Source organism: Streptomyces sp. NPDC031121 (assembly GCF_055570615.1).
Map to the genome: position 1 here is coordinate 86,934 of NZ_JBVIGV010000016.1, position 16,390 is coordinate 103,323.

Consider the following 16,390-nt stretch of genomic DNA (forward strand, 5'->3'; position numbering starts at 1 on the left):
CCGCCACAGAATTGAACACGTTCAGGGAATTGGCTGAACGCGTTCAATTCGGGGCGTAGGCTGCTGCCATGACTGAGAGAAGCGCCCTCCAGCGGCGGATCCGCGCCTGGCTCGTCCTGTTCCTCGTCTGCCTGGTCCTCAGCGGGCTCACCGCCTTCCCCCTGGTCACCGAGGTGCGCCTGGCCAACTCCCTGATCACCCACGAGTGGCTGGCCCGGGTCGGCGAGGGCCTCGACACGGCCGACTCCCGCTACCCGTTCCTCCTCTACGGCAACGACTGGCTCGCCTTCGCCCACCTCGTGATCGCCGTCTTCTTCTACGGAGTCCTCCGCGACCCCGTCCGCAACATCTGGATCCTGGAAGCCGGCATGATCGCCTGCGCCGGAGTCGTCCCCCTCGCGCTGATCTGCGGGCAGATCCGCGGCATCCCGCTCGGATGGCGCCTCATCGACATCTCGTTCGGCGTCTTCGGCATCATCCCGCTCCTGGTCCTGCGGCGCCTCGTCAAGCGCCTGGAGGCCCTGCCCGCCGCCGCATGACGGCGGGCTCCGGCGCCCGGCCGGCTCAGCGGCCGGCCGCGGCGCGCACCGCCGCCAGGGCGTCGATCCGGTTCGTGGTGATCGCGTCCACGCCCGCCGCGGCGAGCCGGCGCATCGTCCGCTTCGTGTCGGCGGTCCACGCCGAGACCTTCAGGCCGTCCCGGTGCAGCGCCTCCACCAGCGCCCGGTCCACCAGCCCGAAGCGGTAGTTCAGCCAGGCCGGCGCCACCGCGTCGATCAGGACCCGGCGCGGCGGCGACAGCGTCGTCCAGGTCAGCGCGATCTCCGCCGACGGGTCGGCGGCCCGCACGGCCAGCATCGTGTCCGGGCCGGCGCAGTAGTAGACGCGCTCGCGGGCCCCGCACTCGGCGACCAGGCCGAGAACCCTCCCGACCGTCTCCGGCGCCGCCCCCGGCAGGTCCAGCAGCAGGCGCCCCGGCCCCGCCTCGGCGAGCGCCTGACGCAGCGTCGGCACCCCGCCCCGCGTCAGCTCCGCCAGTTGGGCGGCCGTCATCCCGTCGAGGCGCACGTCGTGCCCCCACAGCCGCCGCAGCGTCTCGTCGTGGAGGAGGACGGCCTCGCCGTCGCGGGTCAGCCGTACGTCGACCTCCACCGCGTCCGCGCCGAGCGCGAACGCCGAACGGATCGACGGGAGCGTGTTCTCGGGGAAGCGGTGGGGATCGCCGCGGTGGGCGACGGCCGTCAGGGTGCGCATGCCGCCCATTCTCCCGCGGCCGTCAGCGTGCCAGCCACGCCTCGGTGTACGTGTCGATCTCCTGCGCGATCCGCGCCTTCCCCGCGGCGTCGAGGAAGGACGCCTCCACCGCGTTCTTGGCGAGTCCGGCGAGGCCGCGCTCGTCGAGGCCGAGCAGCCGGGCGGCCACCGCGTACTCGTTGTTGAGGTCCGTGCCGAACATCGGCGGATCATCGCTGTTGATGGTGACGAGGACGCCCGCCTGCACCATCTCCCGGACCGGGTGCCGGTCCAGGTCCTCCACCGCGCGGGTGGCGATGTTCGAGGTCGGGCAGACCTCCAGGGCGATGCGGTGCTCCGCGAGGTGGGCCAGCAGCTCCGGGTCCCGGACGGCGCTGGTGCCGTGGCCGATCCGCTCGGCGCCGAGTTCGCGCAGGGCGTCCCAGACGGTCTCCGGTCCGGTGGTCTCGCCGGCGTGCGGGACGCTGTGCAGGCCGGCGGCGCGGGCGGCGTCGAAGTACGGCTTGAACTGCGTGCGGGGCACGCCGATCTCGGGCCCGCCGAGGCCGAAGGAGACCAGCCCCTCCGGGCGCAGGTCGACCGCGAGGCGGGCGGTCTCCGCGGCGGCCTCCAGGCCGGCCTCGCCGGGGATGTCGAAGCACCAGCGCAGCACGGCCCCGAACTCGGCCTCGGCCGCGCGCCGGGCGTCCTCGATGGCCTCCATGAACGCCTTCTCCTCGATGCCGCGGCGCGTGGAGGAGTAGGGGGTGATGGTCAGTTCGGCGTAGCGGATGTTCTGCCGGGCCATGTCGCGGGCGACTTCGAACGTCAGCGTGCGGACGTCGTCGGGCGTGCGGACCAGGTCGACCACGGACAGGTAGACCTCGATGAAGTGCGCGAAGTCGGTGAAGGTGAAGTAGTCGGCGAGCGCCTCCGGGTCGGTCGGCACCCTGGAGTCGGGGTGCCGCGCGGCCAGTTCGGCGACGATCCGGGGGGAGGCCGAGCCGACGTGGTGCACGTGCAGCTCCGCCTTGGGCAGCCCTGCGATGAAGGGGGTCAGGTCGGGCACGGCGGGCCTCCGGGGGACGGTGCGGACGGATCGGCCCCCATCGTAGGCAGCGGGGGTCCGGCCGGCGGGACGGCATAGCATGGCCGTACGAGAGGGGGGTGCCGCATGACCGACAAGAGCCCTGACCCGAGGGACCCGTGGGCACCGCCGGAGCGGTCGCCGGCGGATCCGGGAAGGCCGCAGGACGGCCCGGCGGTGCCGGGCCCGCCGTCCGTCCACGACCAGCCCACCCTCGCCGGGATGCCCGGCGCGGGGGCACCGCCGCCCGCGCCGCTCCCCGGGCCGTACGCGCCTCCCGCGCCCGGGCCGGCCCCGGTACCGCCCGCGTACGCCTATCCCGCCCCCGGCGTGCCCGGTGCGCCCGGCTACGCCTACCCCGGCGCGGCGCCCGTGCCCCCGGCGTACGGCCGGCAGCCGTACGGGCCGCAGCCGTTCGCCCCCCACGCCTACCCCGGCACCGGCGCCCTCGGCCACCCCGGGTACCCCCCGTACGCCGCCCAGCCGCGCAACGGCTACGGGGTCGCCGCGCTCGTGCTCGGCATCGTCGCGGTGGTCGGGTGCGGCCTGAACGTCATCGCCGTCGGACTCGGCGCCGCGGCGATCGTCTTCGGCGTGCTCGGCCGCAAGCGGGCGGCCCGCGGCGAGGCCACCAACGGCGGCATGGCGCTGGCCGGCCTCGTCCTCGGCATCACGGGCGCCCTCCTGGGCGCGCTCACGTTCTCGTTCGCCGTCGCCGGCTTCCTGTACGGGGATCCCGACTCCGGGGTCGACAGCCCGTACTCGGACACCCGCATGCGCGAGAGGGTCTGACCGGGGTTCGGGCCGCCTACTCCCCGGCGAGGATCCGCTCGCGGGCCTCCATCAGGGCGAACCCCAGCAGGTTCAGCCCGCGCCAGCGGGCCGGGTCCAGCGCCCGCTCGTCGTCGGCGGCGAGCCCGATACCCCAGACGCGGTCCATCGGGCTGGCCTCGACGAGCACGCGCCGCCCCGTGGAGAGCAGGTAGCCGGTCAGCTCGGGCGCGGACCGGAACTTGTGGAGGCTGCCCTCCACCACGATCGCGAAGCGCTCCCGCTCCCACACGGCGTCGTCGAAGCCGCGGACCAGCCGCCCCGCCTTCTTCGCCTCGGCGGGGGTACCCGCGGCCAGCACGGCGCGCTCGGCCTCCGCGTCCCGGAACAGGCGGGCCTTCCCGGCCATCATCCAGTGCTCCGCCGTCCCGTACCGGACGCCGTCCACGGTGAACGGAGACGGCCACCACTGGCTCAGGCAGCTCGGGCCGAGCGAGCCGTCCGGGCGCGGCCGGTGCCCCCAGAACGGCAGGAACTTCACCCGGTCACCTCGGTTGACCTGCTCGATCAACTTGTCGATCTTCTCCATGCACGGGAGTCTGGCAGTCTCCACGGACACTTCGTACGGGATTTGCGGGGCGTCTCGACACATGGTCGACCGATTCCGTCGCGTAATCAAAAGGCAACAACGGAATCCCTTGGCCGCGGGTAACACCTCTGTCAGGATCGGCACTCCATTCGAGCTGAAGCCACGAGAGCGTGAGAGCGTGATGGGTAATCGCTTCCAGGTTGAGGAACGCTTCGCCGACGGCGTCCAGTACATCGGCGGCCGGCCGTCGCACGGCCGCTCCGGCCGGTCCCACACCGTGGTCGACCCGGCGACGGGCAGGGAGGTGCTCACCTACGCGCTCGCCTCCGCCGCGGACGTGGACGAGGCCGTCTCCGCGGCCGCCGGCGCCTTCCCGGCCTGGTCCGGCGCCACGCCGGGGGAGCGCTCCGACGCCCTGCACCGGCTGGCCTCCGTCCTCGCCGAGCAGGCGGAGGACCTCGCGTACGCCGAGTCCCTCCAGTGCGGCAAGCCGATCAGGCTGTCCCGCGAGTTCGACGTGCCCGGCACCATCGACAACACGGCCTTCTTCGCCGGGGCCGCCCGCCACCTCCAGGGCCAGGCCGCCGCCGAGTACTCGCGCGACCACACCTCGTACGTGCGCCGCGAGGCCATCGGCGTCATCGGCTCCATCGCCCCCTGGAACTACCCCCTCCAGATGGCCGCCTGGAAGATCCTCCCGGCCATCGCCGCGGGGAACACCGTCGTCCTCAAGCCCGCCGAGACCACCCCCCTCACCTCCGTGATGTTCGCGCGGGCCGCGACGGAGGCGGGCATCCCGGACGGCGTCGTCAACATCGTCACCGGAGCGGGCCGCGACGCCGGCGAGCACCTGGTCGGCCACCCCGGCGTGGCCATGACCTCCTTCACCGGCTCCACCGCCGTCGGCAGGCGCGTCGCCGAGATCGCCACCGCCACCGTCAAGCGGATCCACCTGGAGCTCGGCGGCAAGGCCCCCTTCGTCGTCTTCGACGACGCCGACCCGGAGGCCGCCGCCCACGGCGCCGTCGCCGCCTCCCTGATCAACAGCGGCCAGGACTGCACCGCCGCCACCCGCGCGTACGTCCAGCGCCCGCTGTACGAGGCCTTCACCGCCCGCGTCGCCGAGCTGATGGACGGCGTCCGCCTCGGCGACCCGTTCGACACCTCCACCGACCTGGGCCCGCTCGTCTCCCACGCCCACCGCGACCGCGTCGCCGCCTTCGTCGAGCGGGCCCGCGCCTACGCCACCGTCGTCACCGGCGGCTCCGCCCCCGGCGGCGCCCTCGCCGCCGGCGCCTACTACCGGCCCACCCTCATCACCGGCGCGCCGCAGGACAGCGAGGCCGTCCAGGCCGAGATCTTCGGACCGGTCCTCGTCGTCCTCCCCTTCGACACCGACGACGAGGGCCTCGCCCTGGCCAACGACACCCCCTACGGCCTCGCCGCCTCCGCCTGGACCCGCGGCGTCTACCGTGCGAACCGCGCGACCCGCGAGATCAAGGCGGGCTGCGTCTGGATCAACGACCACATCCCGATCATCAGCGAGATGCCCCACGGCGGCTACAAGGCGAGCGGCTTCGGAAAGGACATGAGCTCGTACTCCTTCGAGGAGTACACGCAGGTCAAGCACGTCATGTACGACAACACCGCGGTGGCGGCCAAGGACTGGCACCGCACGATCTTCGGGGACCGATAGCAGCAGCAGGGCCCGCCCGACCAGCGGCCCGCCCATCCCGAAAGGGCACAGTCCACATGGAGCACAACGAGCCCGACCGGCTCTCCGCGGCACAGCTCGCCGCGATGCGGCGCAGCCTCACCAGCGGGCGCGGCGCCCTCACCCGCCGCTCGCTGCTGCGCGCCTCCGGCGCCGGGGCGCTCACCCTCGGCGGCCTGGCGTCGATGTCCGCGTGCGGCATTCCACCCGCGAAGCGCGGCGGCGAGGGCGCCGCCGCGTCCGAGGACCACTCGCAGGCGGAGAAGGTGATCAACTTCTCCAACTGGACCGAGTACATGGACGTCAGCGACGACGAGAAGGTCCACCCGACGCTGGAGGAGTTCACCAAGCGGACGGGCATCGAGGTCAACTACACCGAGGACATCAACGACAACGTCGAGTTCTTCGGCAAGATCCGCCCCCAGCTGGCGGCGGGCCAGGACACCGGCCGCGACCTGATCGTCGTCACCGACTGGCTCGCGGCACGCATCATCCGCCTCGGATGGGCGCAGAAACTCGACCCCTCCCACCTGCCGCACGCCTTCGCCAACCTGATCCCGCAGTACCGCAGCCCCGACTGGGACCCGGGCCGCGCGTACAGCTACCCGTGGACCGGCATCAACACCGTCATCGCCTACAACACCAAGGCCACGGGCGGCAGGAAGGTCGACTCCGTCACGCAGATGCTCGACGACCCCACCCTCAAGGGCCGGGTCGGCTTCCTCAGCGAGATGCGCGACACCGTCGGCATGACCCTCCTCGACCAGGGCAAGTCCCCGGAGTCCTTCACCACCGCCGACTACGACGCGGCCATCGCCCGCCTGCAGAAGGGTGTGGACAGCAAGCAGATCCGCCGCTTCACCGGCAACGACTACACCGCGGACCTGGACAAGGGCGACCTGGCGGCCTGCCTGGCCTGGGCCGGCGACATCATCCAGCTCCAGGCGGACAACCCGGACATCCAGTACGCGATTCCGGCCGTCGGGTACATCACCTCCAGCGACAACCTGATCGTGCCGGCCCGCGCCCGGCACAAGGCCAACGCCGAGAAGCTCATCGACTTCTACTACGAGCCCCCGATCGCCGCCCAGCTCGCCGCCTTCATCAGCTACGTGTGCCCGGTCGCGGGGGTCAAGGACGACCTTGCGAAGATCGATCCCGCACTCGCGGACAACCCCCTGATCATCCCCGACGAGGAGATGGCCGCCAGGGCCCATGCCTTCCGCATGCTCACCAGCGAGGAAGAGACCGAGTACGAGGAGAAGTTCGCCAAGCTCGTCGGAGCCTGACGGACCCCGTGCCGGCACCCCCGCCCTCTTCCGACGAACACCACCACCGAAGGCCGCGACCCATGACTGACAAGACCGCGGGCGGAGATGTCCGCCTCGCCGGGATCAGCAAGCACTACGGCACCTTCACGGCCGTGCACCCCCTGGACCTGACCATCCCGCAGGGCTCCTTCTTCGCCCTGCTCGGCGCCTCCGGCTGCGGGAAGACCACCACCCTGCGGATGATCGCCGGCCTGGAGGAGCCCTCCACCGGAACCGTCCACCTGGGCGACCGCGAGGTCACGCAGCTGCCCCCGTACAAGCGCCCCGTGAACACGGTCTTCCAGAGCTACGCCCTCTTCCCGCACCTGAGCATCCACGAGAACGTCGCCTTCGGGCTGCGCCGCCGCGGCATCAAGTCCGTCAAGAAGCAGGTCGAGGACATGCTGGAACTCGTCGAGCTCGGCCAGTTCGCCCAGCGCAAGCCGCACCAGCTCTCCGGCGGCCAGCAGCAGCGCGTCGCCGTCGCCCGCGCGCTCATCAACCATCCCCAGGTGCTCCTCCTCGACGAGCCCCTCGGCGCCCTCGACCTCAAGCTGCGCCGGCAGATGCAGCTGGAGCTCAAGCGGATCCAGACCGAGGTCGGCATCACCTTCGTGCACGTCACCCACGACCAGGAGGAGGCCATGACCATGGCCGACACCGTCGCGGTGATGAACGGCGGCCGCGTCGAGCAGATGGGCGCCCCCGCCGAGCTGTACGAGAACCCGCGCACCACGTTCGTCGCGAACTTCCTCGGCACCTCCAACCTCATCGAGGCCGAGGTCCTGGAGGCCGGCGGCACCGACGTCACCGTCGCGTCGGCGGGCACCGCGCTCCGGCTGCCCCGGGCCCGCTGCTCGACCGCCCCGAAGGCCGGCGGCCGGCTCCTGGTCGGGGTGCGCCCCGAGAAGATCTCCCTGGTGCCCGCCGCCGAGGAGGGGGCCGTCGCGGCCGGCCGGAACAAGGTCGCCGGGCGGATCGCCGACTCCTCCTTCATCGGCGTGTCCACGCAGTTCGTCATCGACAGCCCCGTCTGCCCGGAGCTGGAGGTGTACGTGCAGAACGTCGAGCGCGACGCCCGCCTGGTCCCCGGCGCCGAGGTCGTCCTGCACTGGAACCCGGAGCACACCTTCGGACTGGACGCCGCGCAGGACATCGACGCGGGCGTCGAGACGGTCGAGGAGGGCGCATGACCGCCACCGCGGCGCCGCCCGAGGCCCCCGCCCCGGCCGACCCACCCGTCCACCGGCCCTCGCTGCGCAAGCGGCTCGTCCCGTACTGGCTGCTGCTGCCCGGCCTCCTGTGGCTGCTCGTCTTCTTCGTGCTGCCGATGGCCTACCAGGCCTCCACCTCGGTGCAGACCGGCTCCCTCGAAGAGGGCTTCGAGGTCACCTGGCACTTCCGCACCTACTGGGACGCCCTCACCGAGTACTACCCCCAGTTCCTGCGCTCCCTGCTGTACGCCGGCACCGCGACCCTGCTGTGCCTGCTCCTCGGCTACCCGCTGGCCTACCTGATCGCGTTCAAGGCGGGCCGCTGGCGCAACCTGCTGCTGGTGCTGGTCATCGCGCCGTTCTTCACCAGCTTCCTGATCCGCACCCTGGCCTGGAAGACGATCCTGGCCGACGGCGGGCCCGTCGTCGCCGTCCTCAACAGCGTGGGCTTCCTCGACGTCACCAGCTGGCTCGGCCTGACCCAGGGCGAGCGCGTGCTCGCCACCCCGCTCGCGGTGGTCTGCGGCCTGACGTACAACTTCCTGCCCTTCATGATCCTGCCGCTGTACACCTCGCTGGAGCGCATCGACCCGCGCCTGCACGAAGCAGCCGGCGACCTGTACGCCACTCCCGCGACGACCTTCCGGAAGGTCACCTTCCCGCTGTCGATGCCGGGCGTCGTCTCAGGGACCCTGCTCACCTTCATCCCCGCGAGCGGCGACTACGTCAACGCCGAGCTGCTCGGCTCGACGGACACCCGGATGATCGGCAACGTCATCCAGTCCCAGTACCTGCGGATCCTCGACTACCCGACGGCCGCAGCGCTGTCCTTCATCCTCATGGCCGCCGTCCTGGTCATGGTCACCATCTACATCCGCCGCGCGGGGACGGAGGACCTGGTCTGATGCGTTGGCTCCGCCGCAACCTCGTCACCGTCCTCGGCCTCCTGACCCTGGCCTACCTGGTCCTGCCGAACGTCGTCGTCACCGTCTTCTCCTTCAACAACCCCTCCGGGCGCTTCAACTACGCCTGGCAGGAGTTCTCCCTCGACGCCTGGAAGGACCCCTGCGGGGTCGCCGACCTGTGCGGCTCCCTCGCCCTGTCCCTCCAGATCGCCCTGTGGGCCACGCTCGGCGCGACCCTGCTCGGCACCGCCATCGCCTTCGCGCTGGTCCGCTACCGGTTCCGGGCGCGCGGCGCGGTCAACTCGCTGATCTTCATGCCGATGGCCATGCCCGAGATCGTCATGGCCGCCTCGCTGCTCGCCCTGTTCCTCAACATGGGCGTCGAGCTGGGCTTCTGGACGATCCTGATCGCCCACGTCATGTTCTGCCTCAGCTTCGTCGTCGCCGCCGTCAAGGCGCGCGTGCTGTCGATGGACCCCCGGCTGGAGGAGGCCGCCCGCGACCTCTACGCGAGCCCCGTGCAGACCTTCCTGCGGGTCACGCTGCCGATCGCTGCGCCGGGCATCGCCGCGGGCGCGCTGCTGTCCTTCGCCCTCTCCTTCGACGACTTCATCATCACCAATTTCAACTCGGGCAACACCGTCACCTTCCCCATGTTCGTGTGGGGCTCGGCCCAGCGCGGTACGCCCGTGCAGATCAACGTCATCGGCACGGCGATGTTCGTCATCGCGGTGCTGGTGGTCCTCGCCGCCCAGATCGTCGGCAACCGCCGCAAGAAGGCACAGCCCAAGTAACTCTGTAGGGAGTTGGAAGACATGGCCCCAGTCGCCATGCGAAGCGTTGCACAATCCCTTTCCGAAGCACTGCCGGTCTCGTACTGGCTGGACGACCCCGGCAAGCCCCCCGCACAGCCGGCCCTGACCTCCGACGAGGCCTGCGACCTGCTCGTCATCGGCGGGGGCTACAGCGGCCTGTGGACGGCGCTGATCGCCAAGGAGCGCGACCCCGCCCGGGACGTCGTCCTCATCGAGTCGAAGGAGGCGGGCTGGGCCGCCTCCGGACGCAACGGCGGCTTCTGCGCCGCCTCCCTCACCCACGGCTTCGCCAACGGCCTGGCCCGCTGGCCCGGCGAACTCGCGAAGCTGGAGGAGCTGGGCGCCCGCAACCTCGACGAGATCGAGGCGGCGATCACCCGCTACGGCATCGACTGCGACTTCGAGCGCACCGGCGAGATCGACGTGGCCACCGAACCCCACCAGGTCGAGGAGCTGCGCGAACTCCACCAGGAGGCCGAGAAGCTCGGCCTCGCGGACGGCATGCGCTGGCTCGACCGCGACGCCCTGCGCGCCGAGGTCGACTCCCCGACCTTCCTCGCCGGCCTGTGGGACACCGACGGCGTCGCCATGCTGAACCCCGCCCGCCTCGCCTGGGGCCTCAAGCAGGCCTGCCTCGGCCTCGGCGTGCGCATCTACGAGAACACCCGCGGCCTGTCGCTGGGCGCCTCCGGCGCCGGGATGGCCGTCCGCACCCCGTACGGGCGGATCTTCGCCCGGCGGGTCGCGCTCGGCACCAACATCTTCCCCTCCCTGGTCCGGCGGATCCGGCCGTTCACGGTCCCCGTCTACGACTACGCCCTCATGACCGAGCCGCTCACCGCCGACCAGCTGCTGGCCATCGGCTGGCGGAAGCGCCAGGGCATGGGCGACAGCGCCAACCAGTTCCACTACTTCCGCATCACCCCGGACCACCGGATCCTGTGGGGCGGCTACGACGCCGTCTACCCGTACAAGGGGCGCCTGGACTCCGAGTACGACCACCGGCCCGAGACCTACCTCAAGCTGGCGCAGCACTTCTTCACGGCCTTCCCGCAGCTGGAGGGCGTCCGCTTCAGCCACGCCTGGGGCGGGGCGATCGACACCTGCTCCCGCTTCTCCGCGTTCTTCGGCACCGCGCACTCCGGCAGGGTCGCCTACGCGGCCGGCTACACCGGCCTCGGCGTCGGCGCCACCCGCTTCGGCGCCGACGTGATGCTGGACCTCCTCGACGGCGCGCGCACCGAGCGCACCCGGCTGGAGATGGTGCGGTCGAAGCCGATGCCGTTCCCGCCGGAGCCGTTCGCCTGGACCGGGATCACGCTGACCAAGTGGTCCCTGGCGCGGGCCGACGCCCGCGGCGGCCGCCGCAACCTGTGGCTGAAGACCCTCGACCGCTTCGGCCTCGGCTTCGACAGCTGACGGCGGGCTCCGCCGCCTGCCCCCGTGGAGTGGCCGGTTCACTCCACCGGGGCGGTGGAACCCGCGTCATCCCAGGCGCCGGCCGCGCTCTCTCCGGGTGAGGAACCCTCACCCACAGGGAACGGAGGCCGTGCGATGCGGGGCTCGGATGTCAAAGCCGCGGTGGAATGGCTCGTCTCGGCGGCCGGGGATCCGCAGGCCTGCCGGTGGGAGTGGGAGCGCAGCCCCGACGGGGTCGCCCTGCTGCCCGCGGGCCGGCACTGGGACGTGCTGGTCCTGCCCGGCGGGCTCGGCCGGGCCGCCCTCGCCGTCCTGGGGCGGCTGCGCGAGACGCCCGGCCCGGTGCTCGCCGGCCCGGGCTGCACCAGGCTGGGCTTCTTCGTGCCCGCCGGGACGGCCTCGCACTGGCTCGCCACCGGCGTGCGCGGCGCCGGGCGGGGCAGCTGGGTCGTCGTCCCCCACCCCGGCCGGGCGCCGGGTGCCGCCGGGCACTGGCTGGTGGTGCCGGACGGCCGCGGGAGGCTCAACGATCCGGCGGTTCTGGAGCTCGCCATGCACGAGGCCGCGGCCGCCCGCGCGGCCGGGGAGGGGGCGGCGGGCCGCCCCGCCTGAGCCCCCGTGCGACGGCCCGCTCGACGGCGAACAGCAGCGGCACGCACAGCAGGAGGGACGCCAGCACGTCCAGCGGCCAGTGGAACCCGCGCAGGACGAGGCCCGCTGCCGTGGCTGCCGTGAGCGCCAGAGCTGCCAGCACCGGCCACGGCCGGCGGGCGTACGGGCGCAGCAGCAGGGCCGCACCCCCGTAGGCGACCGCGGAGGTGGCCGTGTGGCCGGAGGGGAAGTAGCCGGCGGCCCACGGCTCCAGCGGTCCGGGGCGGGCGGTCCACACCTTCAGCGGGACGACGAGGGCCGGCACCAGGGCCATGGCGAGGGCGGCCGCCAGGGCGCCGGACCGGTTGCCGCGGCGCAGCGCGTACGCCGCCGCCAGCACGAGGACGGGCACGGCCACGGGCACGTTGCCCAGGTCGGAGAGCCGCTCGGTGACGGCGTCGGGGACGGTGCGCACCACCGCGGCGCTGATCCGCCCGTCCGGACCGAGCAGCGGGCCGGAGGCCAGCACCTGCCAGGTCGCCACGGCGAGCCCGACAAGTGCCCCGGAGAGGAGGAGGAAGGAGCGGAGCGGGAAGGAGGTGGTGGCCGGCCGTCCCGGAACAGGGGGGATGGTTCCGGGACGGCCGGCCGGACCGGTTTGCCGGGCGCCCCGGGGGGTGTGGGGCGGTCGGCCGTCCGATCGGTGAGGAGTGTGCGCGAACGCAGGCCCGGTGCGGCGCTGGGGAAGCCCGGTACCGGTGTCGCTCCCGGAATCCCGGGAGCGGGGTGTCTCACTCATCTGCAGAAACCGTACGGCAGCGGAAAGGGGACCGACAGCAGGATCGCGGTCCTGCCATCGGCCCCCCACATCTTCTTCACAGCGCCCGCCGGTTACCGGCGGTATCCTTGCGAGCGCGTGTTCGGAAGTTCGCTCAGGCGGCCGCTCGGGCGGCCGCCCAGAGGGTCGCTCAGACGGTCGCGAACGCGGCCTCGATGACGTCCAGGCCCTCGTTCAGCAGATCCTCGCCGATGACCAGCGGCGGCAGGAAGCGGAGCACGTTGCCGTAGGTGCCGCAGGTGAGGACGATGACGCCCTCGGCGTGGCAGGCCTTGGCGAGCGCCGCGGCGGCCTCCGGGTTCGGCGCCTTGGACGCGGGGTCCTTGACCAGCTCGATGGCGATCATGGCGCCGCGGCCGCGGATGTCGCCGATGATCTCGTACTTCTCCTGCATCGCGGACAGCCGCGCCTTCATGAGGGACTCGATCTCCTTCGCCTTGGCGTTGAGGTCGAGCTCCTTCATGGTCTCGATGGAGCCGAGCGCACCGGCGCAGGCCACCGGGTTGCCGCCGTACGTGCCGCCGAGGCCGCCCGGGTGCGCGGCGTCCATGATCTCGGCGCGGCCGGTCACCGCGGCGAGCGGCAGGCCGCCCGCGATGCCCTTGGCGGTGGTGATCAGGTCCGGGACGATGCCCTCGTCCTCGCACGCGAACCACTGGCCGGTGCGGCAGAAGCCGGACTGGATCTCGTCCGCGACGAAGACGATGCCGTTGGCGTTGGCGAACTCCACGATCGCGGGCAGGAAGCCCTTGGCGGGCTCGATGAAGCCGCCCTCGCCGAGGACCGGCTCGATGATGATCGCGGCGACGTTCTCGGCGCCGATCTGCTTGGTGATCTGGTCGATCGCCTGGGCGGCGGCCTCGGGGCCGCAGTTCTCGGCGCCGGTGGGCCAGCGGTAGCCGTAGGCGACCGGCACGCGGTAGACCTCGGGGGCGAACGGACCGAAGCCGTGCTTGTACGGCATGTTCTTCGCGGTCAGCGCCATGGTGAGGTTGGTGCGGCCGTGGTAGCCGTGGTCGAAGACGACGACGGCCTGGCGCTTGGTGTACGCACGCGCGATCTTGACGGCGTTCTCGACGGCCTCGGCGCCGGAGTTGAACAGCGCGGACTTCTTCGCGTGGTCGCCCGGGGTCAGCTCGGCCAGCGCCTCGCAGACCTCCACGTAGCCCTCGTACGGGGTGACCATGAAACAGGTGTGGGTGAAGTCCGCGAGCTGCGCGGCGGCACGGCGCACGACGGCCTCGGCGGAGCCGCCGACCGAGGTCACCGCGATGCCGGAGCCGAAGTCGATCAGGCGGTTGCCGTCGACGTCCTCGAGGATGCCGCCGTCCAGGCGCTTGGTGAAGACGGGAAGCACCGAACCCACGCCGCCGGCCACCGCGTCCAGGCGGCGGGCCTGAAGCTCCTGCGACTTCGGGCCGGGGATCGCGGTGACGAGCTTGCGCTCCTGCGGAACAGCAGTCATGGGGGCTCCTGGGGGTGTTTTCGGACGCACTTGTGTCTTTGTCCGCAGGCTAGGCCCGGGGAAGGGGGTAAAGCATGCTCCGTTCGGGAGTGGTCCGCCCGTGTCCTTGTCCGCAGCGGCCATAGGAGGGAGGCGGCGCGGCGCGCCGTAACCCCGCCGCGACACCGGCCGGTACCGGCCCGCGGCCGCCGCCGGGCAACTACATTGAGCGACGCAGCACAGGAAACGGGCAGGGGGCAGGGGTTTCATGGACACCGACGGCACGCCGCACGGCACCGGCGAGGGACGGGCGCCGCACACCGCCGGCCGCGCCCCTGGCGGGCAGGTGCCCAAGCCCGCAGGACCGCCCCCCGTGCCGCCCGCCGCCCCGCCCCGCCCCGCGCACGCCCCCGGCGGCGGCCCCGCCCTCGCCGACTGGCTGCGCACCCCCCGCGTCTTCGACGGGCCCGGCGTGTGGGCGTACGGGCATGTGCCCCGCCCCGCCGAGGAGCCGGAGCCGACCCCGACCCGCCAGCTGGTGTCCGGCGCCCTCATCTCCCTCCTCGCCGGACTGCTGCTGTGGTCCCTCCTCTGGAACGGCTACCTGGGCGGCTTCTGGCTCTGGCCGCTCTACATGTTCACGCCCGACTCCTGGGCCGGCACGGTGCCGGCCGTCGTCGCCGCCTACACCTGGTACACCGCGGTCGCCCTGATGCTGACCGTCGGTTTCGGACGGCTCGGCCGCTGGCCCGAACTGGCCCGCCGCGTCCTCAGCGGCGGCGCCGCCCGCACCGACCGGACCCGGCTCCCCGACCGGCCCGGACCCGGCGGCCCCGACGACCCCGCCGCCTGGCCCGAACTGCGCCGGGCCGGCCTCGGCGACCTCGCCGACCTCCTCGCCGCCGAAGCGGCCTCCGGCCGGATGAACGACGTCGACCACACCCGGATCCGGCGCGCCTGGGACTCCGTACGCGCCGACCCCGCGCGCGCCACCGCCTTCGCCGGAGCCGTCCGCGGCAAGGGCGCCGCCGCCTGCCTGCACCCGTCCGGGGCCCGCGACCTGCCCGTCCGCGCCGCCCGCCACGACCTCCTCGCCCGGCAGGTCCTGCTCGGCACCGCCGACCCCGGGACCCGCAACCCGTACGCGCGCCGCGGCACGCGCCTCGCCCTCGACCCCGCCGTCCTCGGCACCTCGCTGCTCGCCGTCGGCCCCTCCGGCGCCGGGAAGACCGCCCTGCTCGTCCGGCCCGTCGTGGAGTCCCTCGCCCTCCAGGCCCTCGCCGGCCAGGCGGCCGTGGTCGCCGTCGCCGCCGCCGGGACCCGGCTGGGCCCGGACGACGGCTTCGACGTGGTCGTCCGGGTCGGCGACCCCGCCTCGGTCCACGACCTCGACCTCTACGGGGGCACCACCGACCCCGACGAGGCCGCCGGGCTCCTCGCCGAGGCCTTCACCGGGGACATCCCCGGCCTGGAGGTCCGCCGCGCCGCCACCGCCCTCGCCCAGCTGCTCGGCCCCTTCCGGACCGCGTACGGCCGCTTCCCGGCCGTGCCCGAGCTGCGCGAACTGCTGGACCGGGTGCCCGCCCGCCTCGACGCCCTGCGCTCCGCCCTCGAAGCCGCCGGAGCGCACGCCATGATCCGCGAGCTCGACGCCCGCGACCGCCAGCAGGGCACCCCCGGCGACCCCGGCCCCGCCCTCGCCGACCGCGCGGCGCTGCTGGACCGGCCCGCCTTCGACGGGTTCTTCGACACGAGCGGCCGCAGCCGGCCCTTCTCGCTGCGCAGCCTGGAGCACCCGCTGCGCGTCCGCATCGACCTCCCCGAGCGCGGGCACGCCGACGCCTCCCGCATCCTCGCCCGGCTGGTCCTCGCCCAGTTCACCGCCTGCGCGGAAGCCCGCACCGACCGGTCGCTGTTCGCGTTCCTCGCCGTCGACGACGCCTCCCACACCCTGACCCCGCAGAGCGTGCGCAGCCTCCAGCGGCTGCGCACCGCCAACGCCGGCGTCCTGCTGGCGCTGCGCACGCTCGACGACGTCCCCGAGGCGCTGCGGACCCCGCTGCTCGGGGCCGTCGGCTGCCGGATGGCGTTCTCCGGCGTCACCACCTGGGACGGCAGGCGCTTCGCCGAGGCGTGGGGCACCGAATGGGTGGAGGCGCGGGACGTCACCCACCGCACCGTCTTCGCCGACCAGCCGCTGACCCGCGCCGTGCACGCCTTCCGCAAGCTCGTCACCGGCAAGGCCGTGACGACCGACGCCGTCACCGTCCGGCAGGTCGAGCGGGAGCGCTGGTCCGCCTCCGACCTCGCGCACTCCGTCCCGCCCGGCCACGCCGTGCTCTCGCTGACGACGGTCCGCGGGGAGCGGGCGGCCCCGCTGCTGGTCCGGCTGGAGGGCACGGGCTGAGCGGACCCGTACGGGGTGGCAGAATCAGAAGGGCCGTTCATACGGCGCGGCGA

The 16,390-nt window shown here is 73.0% G+C and carries 15 protein-coding genes; 10 read left to right on the forward strand and 5 right to left on the reverse strand.

What is annotated here, in order from left to right:
- Positions 1–68: 68 nt before the first annotated feature.
- Positions 69–539, forward strand: a complete 471-nt coding sequence (locus tag ACZ462_RS27290) for a hypothetical protein (protein ID WP_467807421.1) — start codon at positions 69–71, stop codon at positions 537–539.
- 25 nt (positions 540–564) lie between these two features.
- Here the strand turns inward: ACZ462_RS27290 and ACZ462_RS27295 are convergent, their stop codons facing one another.
- Complete coding sequence (locus ACZ462_RS27295) at positions 565–1,254, reverse strand: glycerophosphodiester phosphodiesterase (protein ID WP_467807420.1); 690 nt, start codon at positions 1,252–1,254, stop codon at positions 565–567.
- A 22-nt stretch (positions 1,255–1,276) separates the two neighbouring features.
- A complete protein-coding gene (locus ACZ462_RS27300; RefSeq protein WP_467807418.1) occupies positions 1,277–2,302 on the reverse strand; it encodes an adenosine deaminase in 1,026 nt (341 codons plus the stop codon).
- Between the two features lie 105 nt (positions 2,303–2,407).
- Between ACZ462_RS27300 and ACZ462_RS27305 the strand changes: the two genes are divergently transcribed.
- Positions 2,408–3,112: a DUF4190 domain-containing protein gene (locus tag ACZ462_RS27305; protein WP_467807416.1), complete on the forward strand. Its 705-nt coding sequence runs from the start codon at positions 2,408–2,410 to the stop codon at positions 3,110–3,112.
- Positions 3,113–3,128: 16 nt separating this feature from the next.
- Here the strand turns inward: ACZ462_RS27305 and ACZ462_RS27310 are convergent, their stop codons facing one another.
- Entirely contained in the window at positions 3,129–3,680 is a 552-nt protein-coding gene (locus tag ACZ462_RS27310; RefSeq protein ID WP_467807415.1) for an NADAR family protein, read from the reverse strand.
- A 181-nt stretch (positions 3,681–3,861) separates the two neighbouring features.
- Between ACZ462_RS27310 and ACZ462_RS27315 the strand changes: the two genes are divergently transcribed.
- The 7 genes from ACZ462_RS27315 to ACZ462_RS27345 all read left to right on the forward strand — a co-directional run bounded on the left by ACZ462_RS27315 (position 3,862) and on the right by ACZ462_RS27345 (position 11,669).
- Positions 3,862–5,376 (forward strand): gamma-aminobutyraldehyde dehydrogenase, encoded by a 1,515-nt coding sequence (locus ACZ462_RS27315; RefSeq protein ID WP_467807413.1) that lies wholly within the window; start codon positions 3,862–3,864, stop codon positions 5,374–5,376.
- Positions 5,377–5,432: 56 nt separating this feature from the next.
- A complete protein-coding gene (locus tag ACZ462_RS27320; RefSeq protein WP_467807412.1) occupies positions 5,433–6,683 on the forward strand; it encodes a polyamine ABC transporter substrate-binding protein in 1,251 nt (416 codons plus the stop codon).
- Between the two features lie 62 nt (positions 6,684–6,745).
- Positions 6,746–7,897 (forward strand): ABC transporter ATP-binding protein, encoded by a 1,152-nt coding sequence (locus ACZ462_RS27325; protein ID WP_467807411.1) that lies wholly within the window; start codon positions 6,746–6,748, stop codon positions 7,895–7,897.
- A complete protein-coding gene (locus tag ACZ462_RS27330; RefSeq protein WP_467807410.1) occupies positions 7,894–8,823 on the forward strand; it encodes an ABC transporter permease in 930 nt (309 codons plus the stop codon). Before ACZ462_RS27325 ends, ACZ462_RS27330 begins: the two co-directional genes overlap by 4 nt.
- A complete protein-coding gene (locus ACZ462_RS27335; RefSeq protein WP_467807409.1) occupies positions 8,823–9,617 on the forward strand; it encodes an ABC transporter permease in 795 nt (264 codons plus the stop codon). Before ACZ462_RS27330 ends, ACZ462_RS27335 begins: the two co-directional genes overlap by 1 nt.
- Positions 9,618–9,638: 21 nt before the next feature.
- The gene (locus ACZ462_RS27340; RefSeq protein WP_467807407.1) at positions 9,639–11,057 is read left to right on the forward strand and encodes an NAD(P)/FAD-dependent oxidoreductase; all 1,419 of its coding nucleotides are present in this window, start codon (positions 9,639–9,641) and stop codon (positions 11,055–11,057) included.
- A gap of 135 nt (positions 11,058–11,192) precedes the next feature.
- The gene (locus ACZ462_RS27345; protein ID WP_467807406.1) at positions 11,193–11,669 is read left to right on the forward strand and encodes a bifunctional DNA primase/polymerase; all 477 of its coding nucleotides are present in this window, start codon (positions 11,193–11,195) and stop codon (positions 11,667–11,669) included.
- On the opposite strand, the gene ACZ462_RS27350 is transcribed toward ACZ462_RS27345, so the two are convergent.
- On the reverse strand, positions 11,581–12,447 hold the full coding sequence (locus ACZ462_RS27350) for a phosphatase PAP2 family protein (RefSeq protein ID WP_467807404.1): 867 nt from the start codon (positions 12,445–12,447) through the stop codon (positions 11,581–11,583). The genes ACZ462_RS27345 and ACZ462_RS27350 overlap by 89 nt on opposite strands.
- A gap of 169 nt (positions 12,448–12,616) precedes the next feature.
- Positions 12,617–13,951, reverse strand: a complete 1,335-nt coding sequence (gene gabT / locus ACZ462_RS27355) for a 4-aminobutyrate--2-oxoglutarate transaminase (RefSeq protein WP_467807403.1) — start codon at positions 13,949–13,951, stop codon at positions 12,617–12,619.
- A gap of 247 nt (positions 13,952–14,198) precedes the next feature.
- Between gabT and ACZ462_RS27360 the strand changes: the two genes are divergently transcribed.
- Entirely contained in the window at positions 14,199–16,337 is a 2,139-nt protein-coding gene (locus ACZ462_RS27360; protein ID WP_467807402.1) for an ATP-binding protein, read from the forward strand.
- The last annotated feature ends 53 nt before the right edge of the window (positions 16,338–16,390 follow it).